This is a genomic window from Rhizobium rhododendri, assembly GCF_007000325.2.
Lineage (GTDB): Bacteria > Pseudomonadota > Alphaproteobacteria > Rhizobiales > Rhizobiaceae > Rhizobium > Rhizobium rhododendri.
Window position 1 is genome coordinate 1458220 of the sequence record NZ_CP117267.1, and the last position, 23054, is coordinate 1481273.

26 protein-coding genes are annotated in these 23054 nt (G+C 61.1%); 19 read left to right on the plus strand and 7 right to left on the minus strand.

Translation table 11 applies throughout. The annotated features are described in order from the left end of the window. Nucleotides 1-90 precede the first annotated feature (90 nt). The 3 genes from PR018_RS07240 (at nucleotide 91) to PR018_RS07250 (ending at nucleotide 3548) form a co-directional block, all read left to right on the plus strand. Nucleotides 91-1365 carry a M23 family metallopeptidase gene (locus PR018_RS07240; RefSeq protein ID WP_162854763.1) on the plus strand — a complete coding sequence of 425 codons (1275 nt, stop codon included), beginning with the start codon at nucleotides 91-93 and terminating at the stop codon, nucleotides 1363-1365. A gap of 234 nt (nucleotides 1366-1599) precedes the next feature. Next, the gene (locus tag PR018_RS07245; protein ID WP_142822806.1) at nucleotides 1600-3126 is read left to right on the plus strand and encodes a DEAD/DEAH box helicase; all 1527 of its coding nucleotides are present in this window, start codon (nucleotides 1600-1602) and stop codon (nucleotides 3124-3126) included. Further along, complete coding sequence (locus tag PR018_RS07250) at nucleotides 3126-3548, plus strand: NUDIX domain-containing protein (protein ID WP_142822808.1); 423 nt, start codon at nucleotides 3126-3128, stop codon at nucleotides 3546-3548. The genes PR018_RS07245 and PR018_RS07250 overlap by 1 nt, the downstream gene beginning before the upstream one ends. Before the next feature lie 9 nt (nucleotides 3549-3557). Here the strand turns inward: PR018_RS07250 and PR018_RS07255 are convergent, their stop codons facing one another. The 5 genes from PR018_RS07255 to PR018_RS07275 all read right to left on the minus strand — a co-directional run bounded on the left by PR018_RS07255 (nucleotide 3558) and on the right by PR018_RS07275 (nucleotide 6084). Further along, complete coding sequence (locus PR018_RS07255) at nucleotides 3558-3878, minus strand: TfoX/Sxy family protein (RefSeq protein WP_111221896.1); 321 nt, start codon at nucleotides 3876-3878, stop codon at nucleotides 3558-3560. Nucleotides 3879-3882: 4 nt separating this feature from the next. Next, nucleotides 3883-4542, minus strand: coding sequence for a nucleotidyltransferase family protein (locus PR018_RS07260; protein ID WP_142822809.1), 660 nt, complete (start codon nucleotides 4540-4542; stop codon nucleotides 3883-3885). Further along, a complete protein-coding gene (locus tag PR018_RS07265) occupies nucleotides 4500-5189 on the minus strand; it encodes an XdhC family protein (RefSeq protein ID WP_307877635.1) in 690 nt (229 codons plus the stop codon). Before PR018_RS07265 ends, PR018_RS07260 begins: the two co-directional genes overlap by 43 nt. A 5-nt stretch (nucleotides 5190-5194) precedes the next feature. Then, nucleotides 5195-5521 (minus strand): XdhC family protein, encoded by a 327-nt coding sequence (locus tag PR018_RS07270; protein WP_142822811.1) that lies wholly within the window; start codon nucleotides 5519-5521, stop codon nucleotides 5195-5197. 107 nt (nucleotides 5522-5628) lie between these two features. After that, nucleotides 5629-6084 (minus strand): flavin reductase, encoded by a 456-nt coding sequence (locus PR018_RS07275; protein WP_142823586.1) that lies wholly within the window; start codon nucleotides 6082-6084, stop codon nucleotides 5629-5631. Between the two features lie 197 nt (nucleotides 6085-6281). Between PR018_RS07275 and PR018_RS07280 the strand changes: the two genes are divergently transcribed. The 11 genes from PR018_RS07280 to PR018_RS07330 all read left to right on the plus strand — a co-directional run bounded on the left by PR018_RS07280 (nucleotide 6282) and on the right by PR018_RS07330 (nucleotide 16059). After that, nucleotides 6282-7364: an ABC transporter substrate-binding protein gene (locus PR018_RS07280; protein WP_142822813.1), complete on the plus strand. Its 1083-nt coding sequence runs from the start codon at nucleotides 6282-6284 to the stop codon at nucleotides 7362-7364. A gap of 101 nt (nucleotides 7365-7465) precedes the next feature. Continuing rightward, complete coding sequence (gene rpe / locus PR018_RS07285; protein ID WP_142822815.1) at nucleotides 7466-8152, plus strand: ribulose-phosphate 3-epimerase; 687 nt, start codon at nucleotides 7466-7468, stop codon at nucleotides 8150-8152. A 7-nt stretch (nucleotides 8153-8159) separates the two neighbouring features. Continuing rightward, nucleotides 8160-8645 carry a hypothetical protein gene (locus PR018_RS07290; RefSeq protein ID WP_142823587.1) on the plus strand — a complete coding sequence of 162 codons (486 nt, stop codon included), beginning with the start codon at nucleotides 8160-8162 and terminating at the stop codon, nucleotides 8643-8645. Between the two features lie 89 nt (nucleotides 8646-8734). Beyond that, on the plus strand, nucleotides 8735-10036 hold the full coding sequence (gene purB / locus PR018_RS07295) for an adenylosuccinate lyase (RefSeq protein WP_142822816.1): 1302 nt from the start codon (nucleotides 8735-8737) through the stop codon (nucleotides 10034-10036). 74 nt (nucleotides 10037-10110) lie between these two features. Continuing rightward, nucleotides 10111-10665 carry an RBBP9/YdeN family alpha/beta hydrolase gene (locus tag PR018_RS07300; RefSeq protein ID WP_142829152.1) on the plus strand — a complete coding sequence of 185 codons (555 nt, stop codon included), beginning with the start codon at nucleotides 10111-10113 and terminating at the stop codon, nucleotides 10663-10665. 111 nt (nucleotides 10666-10776) lie between these two features. Continuing rightward, the gene (locus tag PR018_RS07305) at nucleotides 10777-13323 is read left to right on the plus strand and encodes a bifunctional diguanylate cyclase/phosphodiesterase (protein ID WP_142822819.1); all 2547 of its coding nucleotides are present in this window, start codon (nucleotides 10777-10779) and stop codon (nucleotides 13321-13323) included. A 239-nt stretch (nucleotides 13324-13562) separates the two neighbouring features. Further along, nucleotides 13563-14327, plus strand: coding sequence for a phosphoribosylaminoimidazolesuccinocarboxamide synthase (gene purC / locus PR018_RS07310; RefSeq protein WP_111221888.1), 765 nt, complete (start codon nucleotides 13563-13565; stop codon nucleotides 14325-14327). A gap of 18 nt (nucleotides 14328-14345) precedes the next feature. Then, nucleotides 14346-14588 (plus strand): phosphoribosylformylglycinamidine synthase subunit PurS, encoded by a 243-nt coding sequence (purS, locus tag PR018_RS07315; RefSeq protein WP_142822821.1) that lies wholly within the window; start codon nucleotides 14346-14348, stop codon nucleotides 14586-14588. Between the two features lie 19 nt (nucleotides 14589-14607). Beyond that, complete coding sequence (locus PR018_RS07320; protein WP_142822823.1) at nucleotides 14608-14865, plus strand: hypothetical protein; 258 nt, start codon at nucleotides 14608-14610, stop codon at nucleotides 14863-14865. Beyond that, complete coding sequence (purQ, locus tag PR018_RS07325; RefSeq protein WP_142822825.1) at nucleotides 14862-15533, plus strand: phosphoribosylformylglycinamidine synthase subunit PurQ; 672 nt, start codon at nucleotides 14862-14864, stop codon at nucleotides 15531-15533. The genes PR018_RS07320 and purQ overlap by 4 nt, the downstream gene beginning before the upstream one ends. A 118-nt stretch (nucleotides 15534-15651) precedes the next feature. Then, nucleotides 15652-16059, plus strand: coding sequence for a hypothetical protein (locus PR018_RS07330; protein ID WP_142829154.1), 408 nt, complete (start codon nucleotides 15652-15654; stop codon nucleotides 16057-16059). A 14-nt stretch (nucleotides 16060-16073) separates the two neighbouring features. On the opposite strand, the gene PR018_RS07335 is transcribed toward PR018_RS07330, so the two are convergent. Continuing rightward, nucleotides 16074-16310, minus strand: a complete 237-nt coding sequence (locus PR018_RS07335; protein ID WP_142822828.1) for a DUF1127 domain-containing protein — start codon at nucleotides 16308-16310, stop codon at nucleotides 16074-16076. A 101-nt stretch (nucleotides 16311-16411) separates the two neighbouring features. Between PR018_RS07335 and PR018_RS07340 the strand changes: the two genes are divergently transcribed. The 4 genes from PR018_RS07340 (at nucleotide 16412) to PR018_RS07355 (ending at nucleotide 21158) form a co-directional block, all read left to right on the plus strand. Further along, complete coding sequence (locus PR018_RS07340; RefSeq protein ID WP_142822830.1) at nucleotides 16412-17830, plus strand: aminotransferase-like domain-containing protein; 1419 nt, start codon at nucleotides 16412-16414, stop codon at nucleotides 17828-17830. Between the two features lie 132 nt (nucleotides 17831-17962). Next, complete coding sequence (locus PR018_RS07345) at nucleotides 17963-18556, plus strand: acyloxyacyl hydrolase (RefSeq protein ID WP_142822832.1); 594 nt, start codon at nucleotides 17963-17965, stop codon at nucleotides 18554-18556. Between the two features lie 121 nt (nucleotides 18557-18677). Further along, nucleotides 18678-20909, plus strand: coding sequence for a phosphoribosylformylglycinamidine synthase subunit PurL (gene purL / locus PR018_RS07350; RefSeq protein WP_142822834.1), 2232 nt, complete (start codon nucleotides 18678-18680; stop codon nucleotides 20907-20909). Between the two features lie 15 nt (nucleotides 20910-20924). Beyond that, complete coding sequence (locus tag PR018_RS07355) at nucleotides 20925-21158, plus strand: BolA/IbaG family iron-sulfur metabolism protein (protein ID WP_142822835.1); 234 nt, start codon at nucleotides 20925-20927, stop codon at nucleotides 21156-21158. 16 nt (nucleotides 21159-21174) lie between these two features. On the opposite strand, the gene PR018_RS07360 is transcribed toward PR018_RS07355, so the two are convergent. Further along, nucleotides 21175-22326: a hypothetical protein gene (locus tag PR018_RS07360; RefSeq protein WP_142822837.1), complete on the minus strand. Its 1152-nt coding sequence runs from the start codon at nucleotides 22324-22326 to the stop codon at nucleotides 21175-21177. A gap of 286 nt (nucleotides 22327-22612) precedes the next feature. Between PR018_RS07360 and grxD the strand changes: the two genes are divergently transcribed. Beyond that, nucleotides 22613-22945 carry a Grx4 family monothiol glutaredoxin gene (grxD, locus tag PR018_RS07365; RefSeq protein WP_142822838.1) on the plus strand — a complete coding sequence of 111 codons (333 nt, stop codon included), beginning with the start codon at nucleotides 22613-22615 and terminating at the stop codon, nucleotides 22943-22945. Nucleotides 22946-23054: the final 109 nt, after the last annotated feature.

A 23054-nucleotide genomic window follows, 5' to 3' on the forward strand; every position in this document is an offset into this window, starting at 1 on the left:
GCCGCAGGCAAGCCTGCGGAAAGGCTTTGTTAACCATGCTCGTGCCTAATCCTGCCTGCAGCGCAGAAACGCTGCGGTGGGAGAATCGCCGTGGGAAACGGACAGCAGAACAGGATTTTTGGCGGCGCCCGGCAGCAGCATGTCATCATCCTCGCCAGCGGCGACAAGGTCCGGCACATGACGCTGCGCCCCTGGATGATGGCATCCGCCATCGGATGCGCTGCAATCCTCGTCATCGGCTATCTGCTGGCAACCTCCTATCTCGTCCTGCGTGACGATCTGATCGGCGCCACCATGGCCCGCCAGGCGCGCATGCAATATGATTACGAAGACCGAATTGCCGCATTGAGGGCGCAGGTCGACCGCGTCACCTCGCGCCAGTTGCTCGACCAGCAGGTAGTCGAGCAGAAGGTCGACAAGCTGATGCAGCAGCAGATGTCGCTCTCGTCGCGTCACGGCAAGCTCGATGCATTGCTGGACCGGGCCGAAAGCTCGGGCGTCATCGACAAGCAGCCACCGGCCCCCGGTGCAGATCATGCCGAATTGACCGCCCGACAAAAGGCCCTCGAACTGGCCAACGCCGGTAGCCCTGCGGAAGTCACCCCCGACAACTCGACGCTCGCCTACCTGCCCGCCAAGGAAACCGTCGCCGACCATGCCGACCGGGTGTTCTCCAAGGTCACCCTGTCGCTGAAGAAGATCGAGCAGGACCAGCTGAAGCGCATCAAGCGGCTGACCGATGGCGCCGACGACACAGCCGATAACATCCAGTCGATCATCAAGACGGTGGGCGTCACAGTTCCGGCGTCCCCCGCCGCGATCGATGACGATGGAGGCGTCGGGGGCCCTTTCCTGCCGCCGGAGAATGTCGACCCGTTCGACCAGTCGCTGGCAAATCTCGATACGGCGCTGACGCGGCTTGAAGCAGCGCGCGGAACGGTCGAACAGCTGCCCTTCCGCAACCCCGCACAGGGCAAGCTGATCACCAGCCCGTTCGGCAACCGCAAGGACCCCTTCTTCGGCAAGCTGGCGCTGCATCCCGGCGTGGATTTCCATTTCGATCCCGGCGAGGCCATCAAGGCAACGGCGCCGGGCAAGGTCGTTTCGGCAGGCTGGGCCGGCGGCTATGGCAACATGGTGGAAATAGACCACGGCGATGGCATCTCGACACGCTACGGTCATATGGCAGCCATCACCGTCCAGGCCGGCGATACGGTCAAGGCCGGCGAGCAACTCGGCCTTGCCGGCAGCACGGGACGGTCGACCGGAACCCATCTCCACTACGAAGTCCGCGAGGACGGACGTCCCGTTGACCCGATGTACTTCGTCAATGCAGGCATCAAGCTTGCCAGCTATATCAATTAGCTAGCCTTGCAATTTATCGCTTTGCCCGGGGCATTTTTGTCCCTATGATCATGACAGCAATGCAACAGGCCACCGCGCGACGGAATTTTTTTACCCCGCGCGCCGGGAACACTCCCTCGTTGCCTCATTTCCTTGACTTCAGGGCGTTTTGATACTATGTGGCGCTGCATTGCGGCATACAGCCTGTCGACTCATCGTGCGGTCGACCAAACCGAAACGGAAACAGTTTTCCCTTTGACCACATTTGCTGACCTTGGCCTGAGCCAAAAAGTCCTATCCGCTGTCACCGACGCGGGCTACACCATCCCTACTCCGATCCAGGCCGGCGCCATCCCGTTTGCGCTGCAGCGCCGCGATATCTGCGGCATTGCGCAGACCGGAACAGGCAAGACCGCCTCGTTCGTGCTACCGATGCTGACCATGCTCGAAAAGGGTCGGGCCCGGGCGCGCATGCCGCGCACGCTGATCCTCGAGCCGACGCGCGAACTGGCAGCCCAGGTGGCTGAGAACTTTGAAAAATACGGCAAGAACCACAAGCTGAATGTCGCGCTGCTGATCGGCGGCGTGTCGTTCGAAGAGCAGAACAAGAAGCTCGAGCGCGGCGCCGACGTGCTGATCTGCACGCCTGGACGCCTGCTCGACCATTGCGAACGCGGCAAGCTGCTGATGTCAGCCGTCGAGATCCTGGTCATCGACGAAGCCGATCGCATGCTCGACATGGGCTTCATCCCGGACATCGAGCGCATCGTCAAGATGATCCCGTTCACCCGCCAGACGCTGTTCTTCTCGGCCACAATGCCGCCGGAAATCCAGAAGCTGGCCGACCGCTTCCTCCAGAACCCGGAACGCATCGAAGTATCGCTGCCGTCCTCGACGGCAAAGACCGTGACGCAGCGTTTCGTTGCCTCGCACGGCAAGGATTACGAAAAGCGCGCGACACTGCGCGACCTCATCAACGCCCAGACGGATCTCAAGAACGCGATCATCTTCTGCAACCGCAAGGTCGATGTTGCCGATCTCTTCCGCTCGCTCGAGCGCCACGGCTTTTCAGTCGGCGCGCTGCACGGCGACATGGACCAGCGCTCGCGCACGACGATGCTGCAGAATTTCCGCGATGGCCAAATCCAACTGCTGGTGGCATCCGACGTTGCCGCACGCGGCCTCGATCTGCCCGATGTCGGCCACGTCTTCAATTTCGACGTTCCGATCCATTCGGAAGACTATGTCCACCGCATCGGCCGCACGGGACGTGCCGGTCGCTCGGGCGCAGCATTCACGCTGGTGACCAAGCGTGATACGAAGTATATCGATGCCATCGAGAAGCTGATCGATCAGAAGATCGAATGGCTTAACGGCGACCTGAACGCTCTCCCGCCGGCAGATGAAAGCCAGGAAACCGAACGTCCGCGCCGTGGCAGCAGCCGCGACAAAGACAAGGAACGCGGTCGCGGCAGAGGTCGTTCTGCACCGAGCCATCCCGTTCACAAAGCTGATATCGACGTGGTTGATACTGTCGTTCAACCCGTCGAAGTTGCACCCGTACCAAAGGCCGAAGTTGTGAAGAACGAGCGCAAGATCGAGACTAACAAGCCGCAGAACAATAATTCTCGCAACAATCCCGGCCGCCCTTACCCGGCAAACGATGACAATCGCGAACGTCGTGCCCGCTATCATCGCGACCAGGACGACGGCCCGACACCGCTGGGTTTCGGAGACGACATCCCTGCTTTCATGCTGATCGTCACTGCCGCCAAGGTCTGATGACTGCACCGGGCACCGATTTTCCGGGGCTGGGCACCGGGCTTGCCATCCTTCGTGACGGCAAGCTTCTGCTCTATAAGCGGATGAAGGCGCCCGAAGCCGGATTTTGGAACATCGTCGGCGGCAAGATCGACCTGATGGAAGCCTCCGCCTCTGCTGCCAAACGCGAGGCAGGGGAAGAGTGTGGTCTCCAGATTGGACAGATCGATCTGCTCTGCACGACGGAGCAGATCATCGAGGCGGACCGCCAGCACTGGGTGTCCCTGATTTACGTCTGCACGGATTTTGCCGGCGAGCCATCGCTGATGGAGCCGGACAAATTATCCGAATTCGGATGGTTCAGCCGCAACGCGCTGCCAAGCCCGCTTTCTGCCTTTACCAGGGCTGCCATCGACCACCTAGACACCGATCTCTTTCCCTGACTTCAGCCGTTACTTCTCCGTCCGCAGCGCCGCCTCGTATGCAAGCCGCACCCATTTTGCCATGACATCGGGATCGTCGAACGCATCCTCCGGGATCGACCAATACGGCATGAACACCGGCTTGCCCTTCTTCCCCTCGTACGACCAGCGCCTGGCGCCGGCCGATTCGAAAGCGGGCGAACTGACATCGTCGGCCTTCAGCAGCATCTCGTCGCGAAAATCCAGGGCGATGATCCGGCCCTGATGATAGACGCCCTTGCCGCCGAACATCCGCTTGATTGTCACCGGCCCGAGTGCCGCAAACATTTCCTCGATATCAAGATTGTCCAAGACCTTACTCCTTCAGAGTGCCACCGGCTGCAAGGACGGCATCGGGCGTATCGACATCGAGATGCGCAGCACGACCGATCTCGACATCGACAACCGGCAGGCCGCACCCATCGATTATACCGCGCGCACCCACATCGCCCCTCAGTGCCATCACGGCTGAGCGCAGCGAAATCGGCAGGATCACCGGGTTGCCACGCTCTCCATCCGAGACCGCGCGGACGATAGCCTCGCCGCCGGCCGCTTGAAACGCCTGGATCAGCGCCATGAGATCGGAGGTTTCGACGCCGGGCATGTCGGCCAGCATCACCAGCACGCCAACGCTCCCCGACGCCGACACGGCGCCGAAACCAGCGACGAGAGAGCTGGCCATACCGCTTTCGAAATCCGGATTATAGACGTTTTCGATATCGAGCCCCGCCAGTGCGGCCGTTATTTCTAGATGTCTGTGCCCGGTGACAACGAAGACCGGCGCGCCCGTTGCGCAAGCCCGTTCTACCATGACCGTCACCAGCGGGATGCCATCGAATGTTGCCAGCAGCTTGTGCGGACCACCCATGCGGCTGGCTTTACCGGCTGCCAGCACCACGATTGCAACGGAATAGCGTGCGATCTTTTCCGGCATCAGGCTGCCTCCCCAGCCGAGGATGGGGACCGGCGACGCCATGACTGGATAATCTCCGCCAGAATGGCGACGGCAATTTCGGCGGGGGTCACGGCCCCTATGTCGAGCCCGATTGGCGCATGTATCCTCGAAAGGTCCGGATCGCCAAACCCCTCCGCCTGCAAACGCAGCAGGCGCGCGGCATGGCTCCGTCGACTGCCCAGCGCACCGACATAGAAGCACCCGGCTTGCAGCCCAGCGCCGATGGCGTAGTCGTCGATATCAGGCTCATGCGCCACCGCCACCACAGCGGTGTGGCGATCCACCACCAGCTTTTCCCTTGGCCAGCCGACGATAAGCTGCGCCGACTCGAAGCCATCGGCAGACGAAAAGCCGATCCGGGGATCGATGATCGTGAGATCGAATCCCGCCACACTCGCCATCGACGCCAGTGCTCGACTTATCCGCACCGCGCCGATGACGACGATTCTAGGTTCTGGCACATGGATGTTGAGGAAAAGCTGGCTTCCGTCGAGTGCAATCTTCGACGATCTGCCGCTCCGGAATGCAGATGTGACCGCATCGCCAAGAGCGCCGTCGATCCCTTCGCCTTCGACCACAAGCCGCTCCGTCCCATCCACGAGATCGGTGACGACAACAGCGGCATGCCGGTCACGACGCAAAGAACATAGCTGGCTAAGCGTTTCCATTCGCATCAGCCTACCTTCTCGATGTAGACCTCGATCCTGCCACCGCAGGAGAGGCCGACAGCGCGGGCCACCTCGTCGGTCACCCGGAAATCCATGAGCCTCCCGGCGCCGGTCGCGATGACCTCGAGCGCTGCAGCAACCACGTCGCTCTCGATGCAACCGTTCGAGAGCGTACCCTCTGTGGCACCGTCCGCGGAGACCACCATCTGTGTTCCCACCGGCAGCGGCGCCGAACTCCATGTCTCGGTCACCGTCGCCAGTGCCACTGCCGTGCCGGAAGCAGCCCATCTTTCGGCTGTATCGAGGACATCCGTTCCTGCAAGTATCGACATTGGTCCTCCTGGACCCCACAAAAGATGGGGAATGCATGGCAATCAAGCGCCGATAGCCAAAGTTAAAGTCAGGCCGGCATGTGTCAACACGCCGCCCGGACGAAGATCTATCGGCCAACGGCGTGGTAGTCGCGGTGCATGTAGAGCAGAGCCGGGCGTCGCTCACTGAAACGCACAGCCACCACTTCCCCGAAGATGACGTTGTGGGTCGTGCCGCGCGTCACATCGACAACCTTGCAATCGAAGGCAGCGAGGGCGTCGACCAGAACGGGCGCGCCGGTCGCCAGCGTGTCGAAACCGCCCATGGCAAAGCGCTCGTCGGTGGACAGCTGCGTCTTGCCGGAGAAGGCATCGGCCAGCACCTGATGATGGGCGCCGAGTGCGTTCAGCGAAAAGATGCCGCTCGCGAGGAAGATGTCGTTCTTGGCATTGCCGCTGTTGAGGCAGACGAGCACCGTCGCTGGATTGTCGGAGACCGAGCAGGCCGCCGTGATCGTCACGCCGCGACGGACACCCTCATGCACGGTCGCAACCAGCTGCACGTGGCCGGCGTAGCGGCTCATGGCGTCTCTGAAATGGGCCGGATCCAACGACTGTTCCAAGCGATCTCTCCCATTCTGCTGCTGGCATCGCCAATATGGAGCCCACGCGCCAGCTTTTCCACCATGCTCAGGTGAAAGCACGTCTTGTACCGGATTTTCTTTGACGGCAGGGAGTGGTCCGATAAAAGAACAGGAGAAACAATCGGGATTTTCCTTTCATGAACAGGCTGCGTCGATCCCTGCTCGCCCTGGCGCTGCTGTCTGCGGCGGAAAGCAGCCATGCGGCCGGCGTTTCCATCGGCGTGGTCGCGCCCCAGAACGGCACCTTCGCATCGCTCGGCGCCCAGATGATTGCCGGCGCAAAATTCCAGGCACAGGCCGCCAACGACGCCCTGACGACAGTTGACGAACCCTGCACCGAAAACAGCGGCCAGGTCATCGCCGACGCCCTGATCAAGGCCAAGGTGCAAATCGCCATCGGCTTCCTCTGCAGCGATTCGCTGGAAGGTGCGCTTCCGCGCTTGAAAGATGCCGGCATCCCGGCCATCACCGTGTCCGTGCGCTCGCATATCCTGATGGAAGATGCGTTGAAGAACGGCTGGCCGTTTTTCCGTCTCGCCCCGGCAGACAGCGCCGAGGCAAAGCGGATAATCGGCGTCATCCTGCAGAACTGGGCCTCGCAGCCGCTGGCGCTGGTCGATGACGGCACCATCCATGGCCGGGAACTCGTCGATGCCGTGCGCACCGGCCTTGACGAAAACGGCCTGAAACCGGTCTTCAACGACACGCTTCGTCCCGGTCAGGATCAGCAGATCAGCCTCGGCAGGCGCCTGAAAAAGGCTGGCGCCACAGCCCTGCTTGTCGGCGGAGACCGCAGTGACGTCGCAATCATCGCCCGCGATGCGGCAGCGGACAAGGATGCCCTGCAGATCATGGGAGGCGATGCGATGCGGGCTGCCGACCAGCCCATTCCGCTTGCCGACGGCGTGCTTGCCGTGACCATACCGGACTATGCCAGCCTTCCCCCGGCCGCACAGGCTGCCAAAGCCTTGCGCGACGCCGGTGTCGAGCCGGAAGGCTACGTCCTGCCGACGGCGGCGGCTGCCCTGATCGCCGACCAGGCCGTCACCGCAGCGCTGGCGGACAAGACCCCAGTCGCCGCGAAGCTCGTGGGAACGACATGGCAGACACCGGTCGGCCCCGTCGCCTTCGGCAACGATCACGAATTGACCGAGAACCCCTATCGCCTGCTGGAATGGCGCGACCATCGCTTCCAGCCGCCGGTCTCGCCCGGCAACTAGCCGGCAAGCCCCTGCCCGGGTGGAGTGCTGGCGGCGCGTCGTTGCCGTTCCTCCCATCCGGTGATAATCAAGCGTCAGATGACTTTGGAGTTTCCCCGACCATGCCGTTGCCGATCCGAATTGCCCCTTCCATTCTCGCCGCCGACTTCTCCAAGCTGGGCCAGGAAGTCCGTGACGTGACCGCGGCAGGCGCCGACTGGATCCACCTCGACATCATGGACGGACACTTCGTGCCCAACATTTCGTTCGGCGCCGATGTCATCAAGTCCCTGCGCAGTTTTACCGATGCCACTTTCGACTGCCATCTGATGATCGAGCCCGTCGATTTCTACCTGGAAGCCTTTGCCAAGGCCGGTTGCGACCGCATCACCGTGCATGCCGAGGCTGGCCCGCATCTGCATCGCTCGCTGCAGACCATCCGCAATCTCGGCAAGAAGGCCGGCGTCACACTCAATCCGGCGACCCCATTGTCTGTGCTGGAAAACGTGCTCGACGATGTCGACCTGATCCTCATCATGTCGGTCAACCCAGGCTTTGGCGGGCAGAAGTTCATCCCCGCAATGGCCGACAAGATCCTCAAGGCCCGGCAGATGATCGGCGACCGACCGATCGAGCTCGAGGTCGATGGTGGCGTGACCGTGGAAACCGCATCGATGATCACCGCAGCCGGTGCGAATGTGCTGGTCGCAGGGTCGGCAATCTTCAAGGGCGGCTCGGCTGAAGCCTATCGCAAGACGGTCGGCGATCTGCGTGCCGCTGCTGAGCAGGGCCGCGTTGGCGCGGCGTGAGCCGTCGCTGATCGACAAGGCGGCGCGGACAACGACCGTACCGCTGCATCTGACAGGCGCTGTTGCCTGGGGCGCCCTGATGACGCTTTCCGCGGCACTGGCGCTCTACCGGCACAACGGCCTGCAGACGGACCGGCTCGACAGCCTGCTGATCGTCTATTTCCTCGGCGGCGCCCTCGCCTGGCCTCTTGCTGTAACGGCGGCTGGCTGGTTATCGGGCGGCAAACCGGTGGAGACACGCTTTGCTGCCTGCCTGCTTTGCCTGGCGCTCGCAACCATGTCGATGACGGCTTTTCTCTTCGCGCTCGACTACCGCGTCTTCTATTCGCGCTGGCATGCACCGGCCGGATCGCTCATCTGGATGTTCCAGTTCGTCTTCACCGGTGCCAGTGCGGTCTATCAGTTCGGTGTGCTCGGCAGCCGCCTGTTTCTGCCGCTCGGGCTCATCTGGCTGCCGACGGCAAGCTACTATCTGGCGCGACGCCTGCGATGAGCGCCCGCCAAGCGTTGAGATTGTCATCCGTCTTTGCTAAAGGGGCGGCAAGCCTTGAAATTCCTGCTGTTGAAGAAAGCTGAGAGCTTATGATCCCTCGCTACTCCCGACCGGACATGGTCGCCATCTGGTCGCCCGAAACGAAGTTCCGCATCTGGTTCGAGATCGAGGCCCATGCCTGCGATGCGCTGGCAAGCCTCGGTGTCATACCGAAGTCCGCGGCCGAGACGATCTGGGAAAAAGGCGGCAAGGCAACCTTCGACGTCGACCGTATCGACGAGATCGAAGCCGTCACCAAGCACGACGTCATCGCCTTCCTGACGCATCTGTCGGAAATCGTCGGCCCGGATGCCCGCTTCGTCCACCAGGGCATGACATCCTCCGACGTCCTCGACACCACCTTCAACATCCAGCTTGTGCGCGCCAGCGACCTGCTGCTGGCCGATCTCGACCGCCTGCTCGCGGCGCTGAAGACCCGCGCCTTCGAGCATAAGGACACGGTCCGTATCGGTCGCAGCCACGGCATCCACGCCGAGCCGACCACCATGGGCCTGACCTTTGCCCGCTTCTACGCCGAGATGGTCCGCAACCGCGCCCGCCTCGTCGCCGCCCGCACAGAGATCGCAACCGGCGCTATCTCCGGCGCCGTCGGCACCTTTGCCAACATCGATCCGTCAGTCGAGGAATATGTCTGCGAGAAGCTCGGTCTTGCTGCCGAGCCGGTGTCCACACAGGTCATCCCGCGCGACCGCCATGCCATGTATTTCGCCACGCTGGGCGTGATCGCCTCCTCGATCGAAAACGTCGCCATCGAAATCCGCCACATGCAGCGCACTGAGGTCCTGGAGGCGGAGGAATTCTTCTCGCCCGGCCAGAAAGGCTCGTCGGCGATGCCGCACAAGCGCAACCCGGTGCTGACCGAAAACCTGACGGGCCTCGCCCGGCTGGTGCGCATGGCGGTTATCCCCGCCATGGAAAACGTTGCCCTCTGGCACGAGCGCGATATCAGCCATTCGAGCGTAGAGCGCGCGATTGGTCCAGACAGCACCATCACGCTCGACTTTGCACTCAACCGGCTTGCCGGCGTCATCGAAAAGCTGGTCATCTATCCCGAGAACATGCTTCGCAACATGAACAAGTTCAAGGGCCTGGTCATGAGCCAGCGCGTGCTGCTCGCCCTCACCCAGGCCGGCGTTTCGCGCGAGGATTCCTATCGCCTCGTCCAGCGCAATGCCATGAAGGTCTGGGAACAGGGCAAGGACTTCCTCGAAGAACTGCTTGCCGACCCCGAAGTCCGCGCCGCGCTTTCCGAAGAAGAATTGCGCGAGAAATTCGACCTCGGCTACCACACCAAGCATGTCGACACAATCTTCCGCCGCGTTTTCGGCTGACGATCCTAAGGCGGCAGCGTCTGGCTCCGCCTTCATCCCGGCACCGGCGTGTTCAGCTCACAGATGGCAGAAGCATGAAAGTATCCGAAGCAGATATCCTCATCGTCCCCGGCTATACCAACTCCGGTCCTGACCATTGGCAGACGCGCTGGGAGCAGAAGCTCAGCACGGCGCGGCGCGTCGAGCAGGCGGAGTGGTCGAAGCCGGTGCGAGACGACTGGGCAGCCCGCATCGCCGAAGAGGTAAATGCCTCGACCAAGCCCGTGGTTCTGATCGCCCATTCGCTGGGCGTGCCCTCGGTGCTGCATGCCATCCCGCATTTCAAGAAGCCTATTGCCGGCGCCTTCTTCGTGGCCCCACCAGACGTTACCAACCCGGAAATCCGCCCGAAGCACCTGATGACCTTCGGCCCCTATCCGCGCGATACACTGCCCTTTCCATCGATGACCATCGCCAGCCGCAACGATCCTTTCGGCACCTATGAGCACGCCGAGGAGATTGCCAAGAGCTGGGGGTCTACCTTGATCGACGCTGGCGAGGCCGGCCACATCAACGCCGATTCCGGCCATGGTCCCTGGCCCGAGGGCACGATGGTCTTTGCGCAGTTTCTCAGCAAACTGAAACCATAAAAACTCCCCTGACTGTTTGAGGGCAAAGTTACATTAGCTTTTCCGCTTATGTTGTTTATCTCAAATTAATCAAATGCACCCACAGTATTGGCAGTGTCTGTGGGTGCTCCTTTGACTTGGTTTTCAAACGATGAGACGCGTTTCGACGGCGTGACGGCGGGCGTCTTCGATGTTCTCCATCGCGTTCCCGTAGCAACCCTTGCCGTCTCGCTGGCCGACCATTGCATGGTCTACGCCAACGCAGCATTCTGTGCGCAGTTTGGTACTCCCACCGGGCATAAGACGGTGGATGAACTTACTCTACCCGACGACCTTCCCCTTCTTCGCAGGCAGTTGAACGGGCTTTCAAGCGAGCCCAGCGTCGAAGCCGTCTCGATGCGGCTGCGGGGCAACTCGGATCGTCCAATCTGGGTTTCGGCGTCCTTCACGAAGCTTGCGACACCGGAAAATTGCATCCTCATCCAGCTGGCCGATATCGACCGTGAAAAACGCCTCATCGAAGACCTCGGCGAAAAGGAAAGTCGCTGGAACTCGGCACTGACAGGCTCGGGGCTCGGGGTCTGGGATCACGACTTCGTCAAGGGACGGTTGAGCTATTCCGAGACCTGGCGAAAAATGCGCGGCTACACGTCGGAGGAGGAAGTCGACGCTGCACTTGAAAACTGGATCCTGTCCGTTCACCCGGACGATCGCGACTATGTGTTGAAGTCCATCGAGCTGCAAAATTCAGGCAAGGCCGTGAGCGGCACCTTTTGCTACCGGGAGCGTCACAAGGACGGCCACTGGATCTGGATGGAATGCCGCGGCGCCGGCGTCGAATGGGACGAGCACGGCACTCCCACCCGAATTATCGGTACCGATATCGACATCACCGCCCGCAAGGCTGCCGAGGAGTTGCTGACACACACGTCGAGACGGCTCGATCTGGCGCTCGATGTCTCCGGCATCGGTGTCTTTGAGGCTAATTTGGATACAGGGGTTGTCGAGTGGGACCATCGCCTGCTCGTCATCTACGGCCTGCAACATACGCCGAGCCTCAAGCGGCTCGACGCATGGATCGAAACCATCCATCCCGATGATCGGGAGAGAATCGAGAGGCATCTCCAGGACCATCTAGCCGCCCGCGAGGCTTTCGAGCAGGAATATCGGATCGTCCGGCCCGATGGTACGGTCCGTGTCATCCGCGGGCGCTCGACAACATTTGTGGACGGCAGCGGCACCAACAGGATGATCGGCGCCAACTGGGATGTGACGACCGAGGTCGGGCTCCGGGACGAGCTTAACCGCGCCAAGGAACTCGCAGAAGCCCGTAACATCGAACTTGAACTGGCCAAGGAGAAAATCGAGCACATCGCTCTCCACGACCACCTGACCGGGCTTCCCAATCGCCGCTATCTCGATCGTATGCTCTCGGCACGAGCCGAAGAGTGCCGCGCTGATGGCACGGTCCTCGTGGTCCTCCATGTCGACCTCGATCGCTTCAAGCAGATCAATGATACGCTGGGTCACCGCGCCGGTGACATGATGCTCAAGCATGCCGCCTCCGTGCTGCGCGATGGCGTCGCCGCCGGTGATTTCGTCGCGCGGATCGGCGGCGACGAATTCGTTATCGTCTGCACCCGGAAGGCATATTCAAGGAAGATTTCCGGCCTCGCCGAACAGGTTATTCGCGAACTGCACAAGCCGGTTCGCTACGAAGGCCACGATATCCGGTTCGGCGCCAGCATCGGCATCGCCTTCGACAGCGGCGACGACCTCGATGCCAAGCAACTGCTGCTGAATGCCGATATCGCGCTTTACCGCGCCAAGGGCAGCGGTCGAAACAGGCACGAGTTCTTTTCGCTGGATGCCCGCCAGCATATCGTCACCACCAAGCGCCTATCGGATGAAATCCTCCTCGGCATAGAGCGCCATGAATTCATACCGTTTTACCAGCCGCAGTTCTCTGCATCCACGCTGAACGTCATCGGCGTCGAGACGCTGGTGCGTTGGCAACATCCCGAGCATGGCATCCTGTCTCCCGACCGCTTCATGTCGACGGCCGATGACCTCGACGTCGTCGCCGTGCTCGACCGTCTCGTCTTGGAAAAAGCCCTCGCGGACCAGCAGTCATGGCGCGACGCCGGGATCGATATCCCGAAAATCTCGGTCAATGTCTCCGCCCGCCGGCTGGCTGACCCCAATCTCGGCAAGGCGTTGCGCGCGCTGAAGATCAAGCCCGGTACGGTGTCCTTCGAGCTGCTCGAATCGATTTCCCTCGACCAGTATGGCGAGACATCCCTTGCCAACCTGAAGCGTCTGAGGCGATTCGGCATTGACATCGAAATCGACGATTTCGGCACAGGCCATGCCTCCATTGTCGGCCTCCTCCGCTTGAGCCCCAAGACCCTCAAGATCGACCGCGAACTCATCAAGCCCCTGGTGGCATCGGCGGAGCAACGGCGGCTCGTCGGGTCGATCATCGAGATCGGTCGTTCGCAGAAGATCGGCGTCACCGCAGAGGGCGTCGAGACTATGGAGCATGCCCGGATCCTTGCCGAACTCGGCTGCGACAGTCTGCAGGGCTATGCGCTCGCGCGCCCGATGCCGGCTGCGGAAATTCCCGCCTTCATCCGCAGCGAGTGCTGGCGCCCCGACCGCAACGTCCAGGCCGCCTGAGAACGCCTAGAGGCCGCCCGCAGCGACGGTCTTGCGACCTTTCGCGCCGTCTGAATATTCGTCGTAAAGTTTGTCATCCCGGTGATACATTACGATTCCCGCGACTTTGACAGCCGAGGGCGGATTCGGAGGAAGGAGAGGCAGGCGCATTGTGAATTTGCTTCTTTTCCTTTATGGGGACGCCCAGAGATTGATCCCTACGCGCCATCCCAAGGGCGCCAACGACAGAGAATTACAAGATGAACCGTCGCCGCCGTATCTACGAAGGCAAGGCAAAGATCCTTTATGAAGGACCCGAGCCTGGCACGCTGATCCAGTTCTTCAAGGATGACGCGACCGCCTTCAACAAGAAAAAGCATGAAGTCATCGACGGCAAGGGTGTACTCAACAACCGCATCTGCGAGTACATCTTCAACCATCTGAACAAGATCGGCATCCCGACCCATTTCATCCGCCGCCTCAACATGCGCGAGCAGCTGATCAAGGAAGTCGAGATGATCCCGCTGGAGATCGTCGTGCGCAACGTTGCCGCCGGATCGCTGGCAACGCGTCTCGGCATCGAGGAAGGTGTCGTCCTGCCGCGCTCGATCATCGAATTCTATTATAAGTCCGATGCCCTCAACGACCCCATGGTGTCGGAAGAGCACATCACGGCCTTCGGCTGGGCCAACCCGGCCGAACTCGACGACATCATGGCGTTGGCCATCCGCGTCAACGATTTCATGACGGGCCTGTTTCTCGGCGTCGGCATCCAGCTCGTCGACTTCAAGATCGAATGCGGCCGCCTATTCGAAGGCGACATGATGCGCATCATCCTCGCCGATGAGATCTCGCCGGATTCCTGCCGTCTCTGGGACGTCGAAACCCATGAGAAGATGGACAAGGACCGCTTTCGCCGCGATATGGGCGGACTGCTGGAAGCCTATTCCGAGGTCGCCCGTCGTCTCGGCATCATCAATGAAAATGAGCCCGTGCGCGGCACGGGACCGGTTCTCGTCAAGTAAAAAGGCAGGAAGACACCAGTGATCAAGGCTCGCGTCACCGTCACGCTGAAGAACGGCGTTCTCGACCCCCAGGGCAAGGCAATCGAAGGCGCGCTCGGCGCTCTCGGTTTCGAAGGCGTGGACCATGTCCGTCAGGGCAAGGTTTTCGACGTCGTCCTCGACGGTACCGACAAGGTCCGCGCCGAGGCTGACCTCAAGTCCATGTGTGAAAAACTCCTCGCAAACACGGTCATCGAGAACTATACTATAGCTCTCGACTGAGGGTTGTGGACAAGGTCCAATGACTGAGGCAACGCAGGAACTGATGTACGAGCTGATGAAGCGAATCCAGGGGGACGTTGCAGGCCTCAAGGAGGGCCAGCGTGACCTGCGACAGGAGATGTCCAGCTTGCGCGGACAGTTCCACTTGTTGCAGGGCGACTTCAATAATCTGCGTAATACCGTTGGTCACATAGACATTCGTCTCGAGCGCATCGAAAATCGCCTCGAACTTCGTGAACTTGCAGAAGCACAAGCTAGGTTTGAACCGCACCCATGAAATCAGCAGTCGTTCAGCTTCCAGGCCTAAACCGCGATCGTGATATGATCGCTGCCTTGACAAAAATCTCCGGCGTTGCGCCAATCACCGTCTGGCAGACGGAGACGGAAATCCCGGATGTCGACCTCATCGTCATTCCCGGTGGCTTTTCCTACGGCGACTACCTTCGCTGCGGCGCCATTGCAGCGCGCATGCCAGTCATGCGGGCAATCAAGGAAAAGGCCGAACAGGGCGTCAAGGTTCTCGGCGTCTGCAACGGTTTCCAGATCCTCGTCGAGGCCGGCATGCTGCCCGGCGCGCTAATGCGCAACGCCTCGCTGAAGTTCGTCTGCAAGGAAATCAAGCTCGAAGTCGTCAATGCGGACACAGACTTCACGCGCGCCTATGAAAAGGGCCAGGTGATCCGTTGTCCGATCGCCCATCATGACGGCAATTACTTCGCGGATGCCGAAACGCTGGCTTCCATCGAGGGCAACGGCCAGGTTGTTTTCCGCTACCTCGAAGACGGCAATCCCAACGGCTCGATGAACCATATTGCCGGCATCATCAACGCCAAGGGCAATGTGCTGGGCATGATGCCGCACCCGGAAAACCTGATCGAGGCCGCTCATGGCGGCTCGGACGGGCGTGGCCTATTCGCCTCCGCACTCGACATTGTCGCGGCCTGAGACATTCCTGACATTCTGCCATTGACCGGCGCGTTCTCCCTGAATGCGCCGCAAAGGCAGCTTATTGGCTCGTGAATTGGCGACGCGAGTTCGGCCCGACAGATTGAAAGACAGATTGATGCGCATTTCTACCAACGGAATTCTGACAGCCGCCGCCCTCTCCGCCTTGGCAGTCTTTGCCGCTTCATGCCAATCCAAGCGCCGCCCTGAGGTCACGCTGACCCAGCCCCGCACAGCGCTGTCGACGATGGAGCGTGTTGCGGTTGCCGCCCACGGCTGCTGGTTCAAGTCATCCGACCCCGCCTTCGCGCGCTACACGATGGCCCCGGAGCTGAATTCCTTCACCGGTCGGCCGCGTTTCCTCGTTGTTGAGCGCAGCCAGCCGACCGGCCGCCCCTTGCTCGTCGTCCAGGCAGAAGGCAACCCGGCGAAGCTTGCTGCCTTCGGACCGCTGATGAACGGTCCAAACTCGGCTCGCATCACCTCAGACATCAACCGCTGGGCCGGCGGCACCAAGGGCTGCTAAAAATCAGAAGCCGGCTACTCCCAGAAAAATGACTTCGCGACCTCCCGCCGGACCTCTGCGGGAGTGAGGCCTATGTCGCGCAACTGATCCATGGAAAGCGCACGCAGCGCCCGGCGGCTACGCTTCTTTTCGGACCACACCGCCATCCGCTCTATGATGCCGGCAGCAAAAGCCGTGGGACGAAGACGCCGCTGCGGTGCGTCGCTATAGATTGCACCCCGCGCTTCCCTAATTGTATCGATTGTACCCATCGCATCCACCTTACTGTCGAGAAAAATCTGCCGTTTGCATTTTCGCCCAGACGCCGGTCGTAATCTTGACTTTGAACGGGTACAATGGCACGATTGTCACCATGACAAATTGGCTTCCAGACATTTCCAGTGGTACGGGTCCGGTTTACGTGCGGGTCGCCGACAGCATTGAAACCGCGATCAGCCACGGCATATTGCCGCCGGGCGCAAAGCTGCCGCCGCAACGCAATCTGGCCTTCGACATCGGCGTGACCATCGGCACCATCAGTCGCGCCTACGCCCTAGTGCACGAACGAGGATTGGTTGCCGGCGAGGTCGGGCGCGGCACATACGTGCTTGACCGCGAGCACAGCAAGCCGATCACCCAGATGGATCCCATCACGCAGGCCCTGTCCGGCACGCGCGGCATGGAGGCGCCATTGGCCACGGTTCGCTTGGATACGACGGCAGCTCCCGATATCGGACAGGGCGAGATCATCGGCCGCCTGTTTGCCGATATCAGCCGCGAAAAGAGCATGGAGATCTCGTCATACTCCCGCACGTTCCCCGCCAGTTGGTCGGTTGCCGGGCAAGCCTGGCTTTCTCGAAACGACTGGCGGCCGGCGGTCGAAAATGTCGTTCCGACGCTTGGCGCCCATGCCGCAGCAATCGCGGTCATTGCGGCAGTCACTTCGCCGGGGGACAAGATCGTCTTCGAGAACCTCACCTATACTCAGGTCAGCCGCGCCACCCGGCTGCTCGGGCGCCGCGCGATCCTCGTAGAATCTGATGAGCAGGGCATCATTCCTGATGATTTCGAGCGCCTCTGCCAGCAACAGCATCCACGCCTCGCCTTCCTGATGCCAACCGCCCATAACCCGACGCTGACGACGATGCCGGAAGCACGCCGCCGTGCCATCGCCGCAATTGCCCGACGGCACAGCGTCTGGCTGATCGAGGACGACATCTATGGCGGGATGACCGGAGACCAGACGCCGCTGATGGCAAGCATTGCGCCGGAACGCACATTCCTGGTCAGTGGACTGTCGAAGTCGGTGACGGCGGGCGTGCGCGGCGGCTGGGTCGCCTGCCCGCCACACTTTGCCCAGCGCGTGAAGGTGACGCACAAGATGTCGACCGGAGGACTGCCGTTCATCCTTGCAGAGACTGGCGCGCGTCTCGTCCACAGCGGTCACGCCCTGTCGCTTCGAACCCGCACGGTGGCAGAGATAGCGACGCGCGAGGCGATGGCGCGGGAAGCCTTTGCCGGCTTCGAATTCTCATCCGAGCCGCATATTCCATTCCTGTGGTTGAAACTGCCGGAGCCGTGGCTGTCGGGAACGTTCAAGAACGCGGCGCTGGCGGAAGGCGTGCTGATCGACGACGAGGACGAGTTCAAGGCAGCCCGGACGGAAAAAGTCTATCACCGGGTTCGCATTGCCTTTTCATCTCCCCAGGACCGCAGCGTCGTGCAATCGGCCTTCATGACCTTGCGCCGGCTACTCGAAAACGGCTCTGCGGGTTACGATAGCGATAGCTAAAGCAACTGTGGCATTTTGGTGTCAGCCTCCCGGAAAGCGTGAACGCCCTACCGCGACTGCTTTACGCAACATGAGCCGGTGCTACGAATTGGTTGCTGCACCGATTCGTGCACGTGGTTGTTGGAGGTTCTGATGCGCCTGAATGGTACCTTACGTCGCCTGGCCTTCATCAGTGCGGCGTTAGCGTCCGTCGCTTCCGGGTCCTCCGTCACTGCAGCGGACATGAGCCAGGCCCCTGCCGATACTACCAGGATCTTCGACGAACTGCGCTTCGGCGCAAGCGCTTCGATCCAGACCGGACACGATCACGAAAACGGCGTCTTTCCGGATGTCCAGGTGCTCTTCAATCCGTTCGGGTACAATCCGGCCGGCGACTGGAAGGACCAGATCACCCACCCCCGCATCCATATCGGCACATCCATCGGCACCGGCGGATCGGCTGACCAGCTCTACAGCGGCCTGACCTGGACGATGACCTATTCGAGCGGCATTTTTACGGAAGCCGGCTTCGGCGGTGTCATTCACAACGGCAACCTGACGGCCGAGAACGATGGCCCCAAGCTCGGCTGTCATCTACTGTTTCATGAATATCTCGGCGCAGGCTATAATTTCGACAGCCACTGGAGCCTGATGGCGCAGGTTGCACACTCCTCGCACGCCGATCTCTGCAATGGCCCTAATGCCGGCATGACCCGCGCCGGGCTGCTGGTCGGCTACAAGTTCTGATAGCGACCTTGCGCTTTCCTGTGTGATGGCCGCGTTGAGTGGCCATTTTCCTATCGCACGATCAGACCACATGCGCTAAAGAGACCTTAAATCCCCTTCAGGTCAGGACTCTCCAGCGCTCATGACTCTTTCCAATACCATTCAGATTACCCCAGAACTCATCGCCGCCCACGGCCTCAAGCCGGATGAATATCAGCGCATTCTGGATCTGATCGGTCGGGAACCCAGCTACACCGAGCTCGGCATCTTTTCGGCGATGTGGAACGAGCACTGCTCCTACAAGTCCTCGAAGAAATGGCTGCGTACACTGCCGACGACAGGCGCCCGCGTCATTCAGGGGCCCGGTGAAAATGCCGGTGTTGTCGATATCGATGACGGCGACTGCGTCGTCTTCAAGATGGAGAGCCACAACCATCCGTCCTACATCGAGCCCTACCAGGGCGCGGCGACGGGCGTCGGCGGCATCCTGCGCGACGTCTTCACCATGGGTGCCCGCCCGATTGCGGCGATGAATGCCCTGCGCTTCGGCTCCCCCGATCACGCCAAGACACGCCATCTCGTCTCCGGCGTCGTAGCCGGGGTCGGCGGATACGGAAATGCCTTCGGTGTTCCGACGGTCGGCGGAGAAGTCGAATTCGACGCACGCTACAATGGCAACATCCTGGTCAACGCCTTTGCGGCCGGCCTTGCCAAGTCGAATGCCATCTTCCTGTCGGAAGCCAAGGGCGTCGGCCTGCCCGTCGTCTACCTCGGTGCCAAGACCGGCCGCGACGGCGTTGGCGGCGCGACCATGGCCTCAGCGGAATTCGATGAGCAGATCGAGGAAAAACGCCCGACCGTGCAGGTTGGCGACCCCTTTACCGAAAAGTGCCTGCTGGAAGCCTGCCTCGAGCTGATGCTGACCGGTGCCGTCATCGCCATCCAGGACATGGGCGCTGCCGGCCTCACCTGCTCCGCCGTCGAAATGGGCGCCAAGGGCGACCTCGGCATCGAACTCAATCTCGACCTGGTGCCGGTGCGCGAGGAGCGCATGACGGCCTATGAAATGATGCTGTCGGAAAGCCAGGAGCGCATGCTCATGGTGCTGCAGCCGGAAAAGGAAGACGAAGCCAAGGCGATCTTCGTCAAATGGGGCCTCGACTTTGCCATCGTCGGCAAGACCACGGACGACCTGCGCTTCCGTGTGCTGCATCAGGGCGACGAAGTGGCCAACCTGCCGATCAAGGATCTCGGCGACCAGGCACCGGAATATGACCGCCCATGGCGCGAGTCGGACAAGCGGGCCGCCCTGCCCGCCAATCTCGTCGCAGCCCCGGACGACTACGGCCAGGCGCTGCTGTCGCTGGTAGGCTCCGCCAACCAGTCGAGCCGCCGCTGGGTCTACGAGCAGTACGATACGCTGATCCAGGGCAATTCCCTGCAGCTTCCCGGTGGCGACGCCGGCGTCGTGCGCGTCGACGGCCATCCGACCAAGGCGCTGGCCTTCTCCTCCGACGTGACGCCTCGCTATGTCGAGGCCGACCCGTTCGAAGGCGGCAAGCAGGCCGTTGCCGAATGCTGGCGCAACATCACGGCCACGGGTGCCGAGCCGCTGGCCTCGACCGACAACCTCAATTTCGGCAATCCGGAAAAGCCGGAGATCATGGGCCAGCTGGTCGGCGCCATCAGGGGCATCGGCGAAGCCTGCCGCGCCCTCGATTTCCCGATCGTCTCCGGCAACGTCTCGCTCTACAACGAGACCAACGGCGTCGCCATCCTGCCGACCCCGACCATTGCCGGCGTTGGCTTGCTGCCTGACTGGAGCAAGATGGCCCGCATCGGCGGCGCCTCTGAAGGCGACCATATCCTGATGATCGGCGTCGATGGCAGCCATCTCGGCTCGACGATCTACATGCGCGACATTCTCGGCGACACCAGCGGCCCCGCGCCCGAGGTCGATCTGTTTGCCGAACGCCGCAACGGCGATTTCGTCCGCTCTGCCATCCGCAACGATCAGGTCACCGCCTGCCACGACATTTCCTCCGGCGGCCTCGTGTTGACGCTTGCAGAAATGGCGATGGCCTCGGACAAGGGCATGGAGATCACGCTCGGTGAATGCCGCGGCCAGCCGCATGCGCTGCTTTTCGGCGAGGACCAGGCCCGCTACGTCATCGCGGTAAAGCCTGAGATCGCCGACTTCGTCTGCATCAATGCCGAAAATGCCGGCGTGCCTTTCCGTCGTCTCGGCAAGGTTGGTGGCAATGCGCTGGTGATCGACACGCTTCTGTCGGTTCCCGTCGACCGGTTGCGTCATGCCCATGAATCGTGGTTTCCTGCCTTCATGGACGGCAGCGCCTTGGCCGCTGCCGAATAAGGGGAGTAGACGACGATGGCCATGAAACCCGGCGATATCGAAGACATGATCAAGGCCGGCATTCCCGGCGCCACAGTAACGATCCGCGACCTTGCCGGCGACGGCGATCACTATGCGGCTGAGGTGGTCTCCGAGGCATTCCGCGGCAAGACACGCGTGCAGCAGCACAAGATGGTCTATGACGCCCTGCAGGGAAACATGGGCGGCGTACTGCACGCCCTGGCGCTGCAGACGTCCATACCGGAGTAACAAGGATTGCCGGTTCCTAGAGGACCGGCAGTTTCTTCTGGGTGAACTGCGTGAAATCTGACGCCGGCAGCGGGCCAGCCGTCATCAGCGTAAAATCGAAGGGCGCCTTCAGATCCGGCCCCAGCACGTATTGACGGTGAACGCGCAGGAAATCGCGCTTGATCTTCCGGTAGTGGACGTCGCTCAGCATGGTCTTGAAGCGCACGAAGATAATATCCCCCTGCCTTTTTTCCGGATGACCGCAAAGCGCCACGACCTTTGTCTTGTAGAAATGGATGGCGTCGGTCAGGCAATGGACCTCGATCAACGAGATCGCCGGACAATCCGCAATCAGCCCTACCCGCGCGCGCAGAACCTTCGCCGAGCGGAACAAAGCGCATTGCAGGATCGCGCTTCCAAGCGTGAGGAAAACTACCCGCTTGCCTTCGAATAACGCAGGCTCCCGCTCGAGCAGAAGGCCGATCACATGGGCTGCCACGGTCGAGCCCATGCTGTGCGACGAGATCACATACTCATCGGCAGGCTCGCGCAGTGCCTCGCGAACCACGACGGCGCAGCGCTCCAGCCAGGCTTGCGCATCGAGGCCACGCAGCCCCGCCATCGCCACAGCCATCTCCCAGTCCGAAAACAGATGCAACGTATGCAGCCTGTCTCTGCGAGGTAGAAACACATACCAAAAGAGCACTGCAGCAAGCGGCATACTGAAAAGCAGGCTCCAGGCACCAAGCCCCAGATAATAGGGCACAGCGGCTATCAGCATGCCTGCGGCAAATGCCGCCATCACCAGCAGGAATGGAAAGACGAAGAACAATCCGAAGCGCCATGCATGGCGGAAGTAGCCGCCCATTCCGCCGCCGACGACGACGCGGAGCGCTGCGAGATACCCGAAGCCGAGGCGGGTGAGGAGGTTGCGGCTGTTGAGACCCGATACGAGATCATTGTGATCGAAAATATGCACGCGGCTTTTGGTCTGCCAGTCACTGGCACTGGCACTAACATCGAAATACGAGGTGGCGCCAGTGCGCTTGAAATCGCCGATAGCGGCATCGTAGCCCCAAACCTCGGCGCTCTGCTTTGCCGAACGTGCGTAACGCGCCCTGTGGGCCGCAGCGTCGAGCGGCTCGAAACCCGGAAAATGCAGGACGACCCGCTTCTGAACCTTTGTCATCGACGTCCATCAATGTCGCGAGAGCCGCGACGAACACAAGTTATCAGGAGGCCCGGCAGGACTGGAAAGACACACTGCATGGCAAGGTGGTTTGCTAGACGAAGTCGCTCGATATTCATAGCCGCGATGTTTCGGCAGGTATCATTTGGTCCAACCCCGCCTCGCCCATCAGCCGCTAAAAAAGGCAATGCCGCACTATTGCGGCTGGAATTTGAGCGACCACATGCTATGTAAGACGAACAATCGACGATGCGGGCCTTGAACCCGCATGTGAAAGGATAATCTGATGAGCGGCATCAACGAATTGATCGACAATGAAGTGAAGAGCAGCGACGTCGTTCTGTTCATGAAGGGCACACCGCAGTTTCCGCAGTGTGGCTTCTCCGGAAAAGTCGTGCAGATCCTTGATTACATCGGTGTCGACTACAAGGGCGTCAATGTCCTTGCCGACGCTGAAATCCGTCAGGGCATCAAGGACTATTCGAACTGGCCGACTATCCCCCAGCTCTACGTCAAGGGTGAGTTCATCGGCGGCTGCGACATCATCACCGAGATGTTCCAGGCCGGCGAACTCCAGCAGCATTTCCAGGAACACGGCGTCCCCGTCCGCGTTGCCTGATCGGGCACCGGGCACCCGCCCGGTTTCCATTGTCCAGTCCATCTGCTAGGCGCTGCCTCATAGGCAGCGCCTCAGCTCGTCTATGGGAATGAAATCCGTGGCAAACTCC

Bases quoted from the DNA above. Each gene is read 5' to 3' on its own strand.
- PR018_RS07250 (WP_142822808.1), top strand. From the start codon at position 3,126: ATGACTGCACCGGGCACCGATTTTCCGGGGCTGGGCACCGGGCTTGCC.
- PR018_RS07260 (WP_142822809.1), bottom strand. From the start codon at position 4,542: ATGGCGTCGCCGGTCCCCATCCTCGGCTGGGGAGGCAGCCTGATGCCG.
- PR018_RS07265 (WP_307877635.1), bottom strand. From the start codon at position 5,189: ATGGAAACGCTTAGCCAGCTATGTTCTTTGCGTCGTGACCGGCATGCC.
- PR018_RS07270 (WP_142822811.1), bottom strand. From the start codon at position 5,521: ATGTCGATACTTGCAGGAACGGATGTCCTCGATACAGCCGAAAGATGG.
- PR018_RS07275 (WP_142823586.1), bottom strand. From the start codon at position 6,084: ATGAGCCGCTACGCCGGCCACGTGCAGCTGGTTGCGACCGTGCATGAG.
- PR018_RS07280 (WP_142822813.1), top strand. From the start codon at position 6,282: ATGAACAGGCTGCGTCGATCCCTGCTCGCCCTGGCGCTGCTGTCTGCG.
- rpe (WP_142822815.1), top strand. From the start codon at position 7,466: ATGCCGTTGCCGATCCGAATTGCCCCTTCCATTCTCGCCGCCGACTTC.
- purB (WP_142822816.1), top strand. From the start codon at position 8,735: ATGATCCCTCGCTACTCCCGACCGGACATGGTCGCCATCTGGTCGCCC.
- PR018_RS07300 (WP_142829152.1), top strand. From the start codon at position 10,111: ATGAAAGTATCCGAAGCAGATATCCTCATCGTCCCCGGCTATACCAAC.
- purC (WP_111221888.1), top strand. From the start codon at position 13,563: ATGAACCGTCGCCGCCGTATCTACGAAGGCAAGGCAAAGATCCTTTAT.
- PR018_RS07320 (WP_142822823.1), top strand. From the start codon at position 14,608: ATGACTGAGGCAACGCAGGAACTGATGTACGAGCTGATGAAGCGAATC.
- purQ (WP_142822825.1), top strand. From the start codon at position 14,862: ATGAAATCAGCAGTCGTTCAGCTTCCAGGCCTAAACCGCGATCGTGAT.
- PR018_RS07330 (WP_142829154.1), top strand. From the start codon at position 15,652: ATGCGCATTTCTACCAACGGAATTCTGACAGCCGCCGCCCTCTCCGCC.
- PR018_RS07335 (WP_142822828.1), bottom strand. From the start codon at position 16,310: ATGGGTACAATCGATACAATTAGGGAAGCGCGGGGTGCAATCTATAGC.
- PR018_RS07340 (WP_142822830.1), top strand. From the start codon at position 16,412: ATGACAAATTGGCTTCCAGACATTTCCAGTGGTACGGGTCCGGTTTAC.
- PR018_RS07345 (WP_142822832.1), top strand. From the start codon at position 17,963: ATGCGCCTGAATGGTACCTTACGTCGCCTGGCCTTCATCAGTGCGGCG.
- purL (WP_142822834.1), top strand. From the start codon at position 18,678: ATGACTCTTTCCAATACCATTCAGATTACCCCAGAACTCATCGCCGCC.
- PR018_RS07355 (WP_142822835.1), top strand. From the start codon at position 20,925: ATGGCCATGAAACCCGGCGATATCGAAGACATGATCAAGGCCGGCATT.
- PR018_RS07360 (WP_142822837.1), bottom strand. From the start codon at position 22,326: ATGACAAAGGTTCAGAAGCGGGTCGTCCTGCATTTTCCGGGTTTCGAG.
- grxD (WP_142822838.1), top strand. From the start codon at position 22,613: ATGAGCGGCATCAACGAATTGATCGACAATGAAGTGAAGAGCAGCGAC.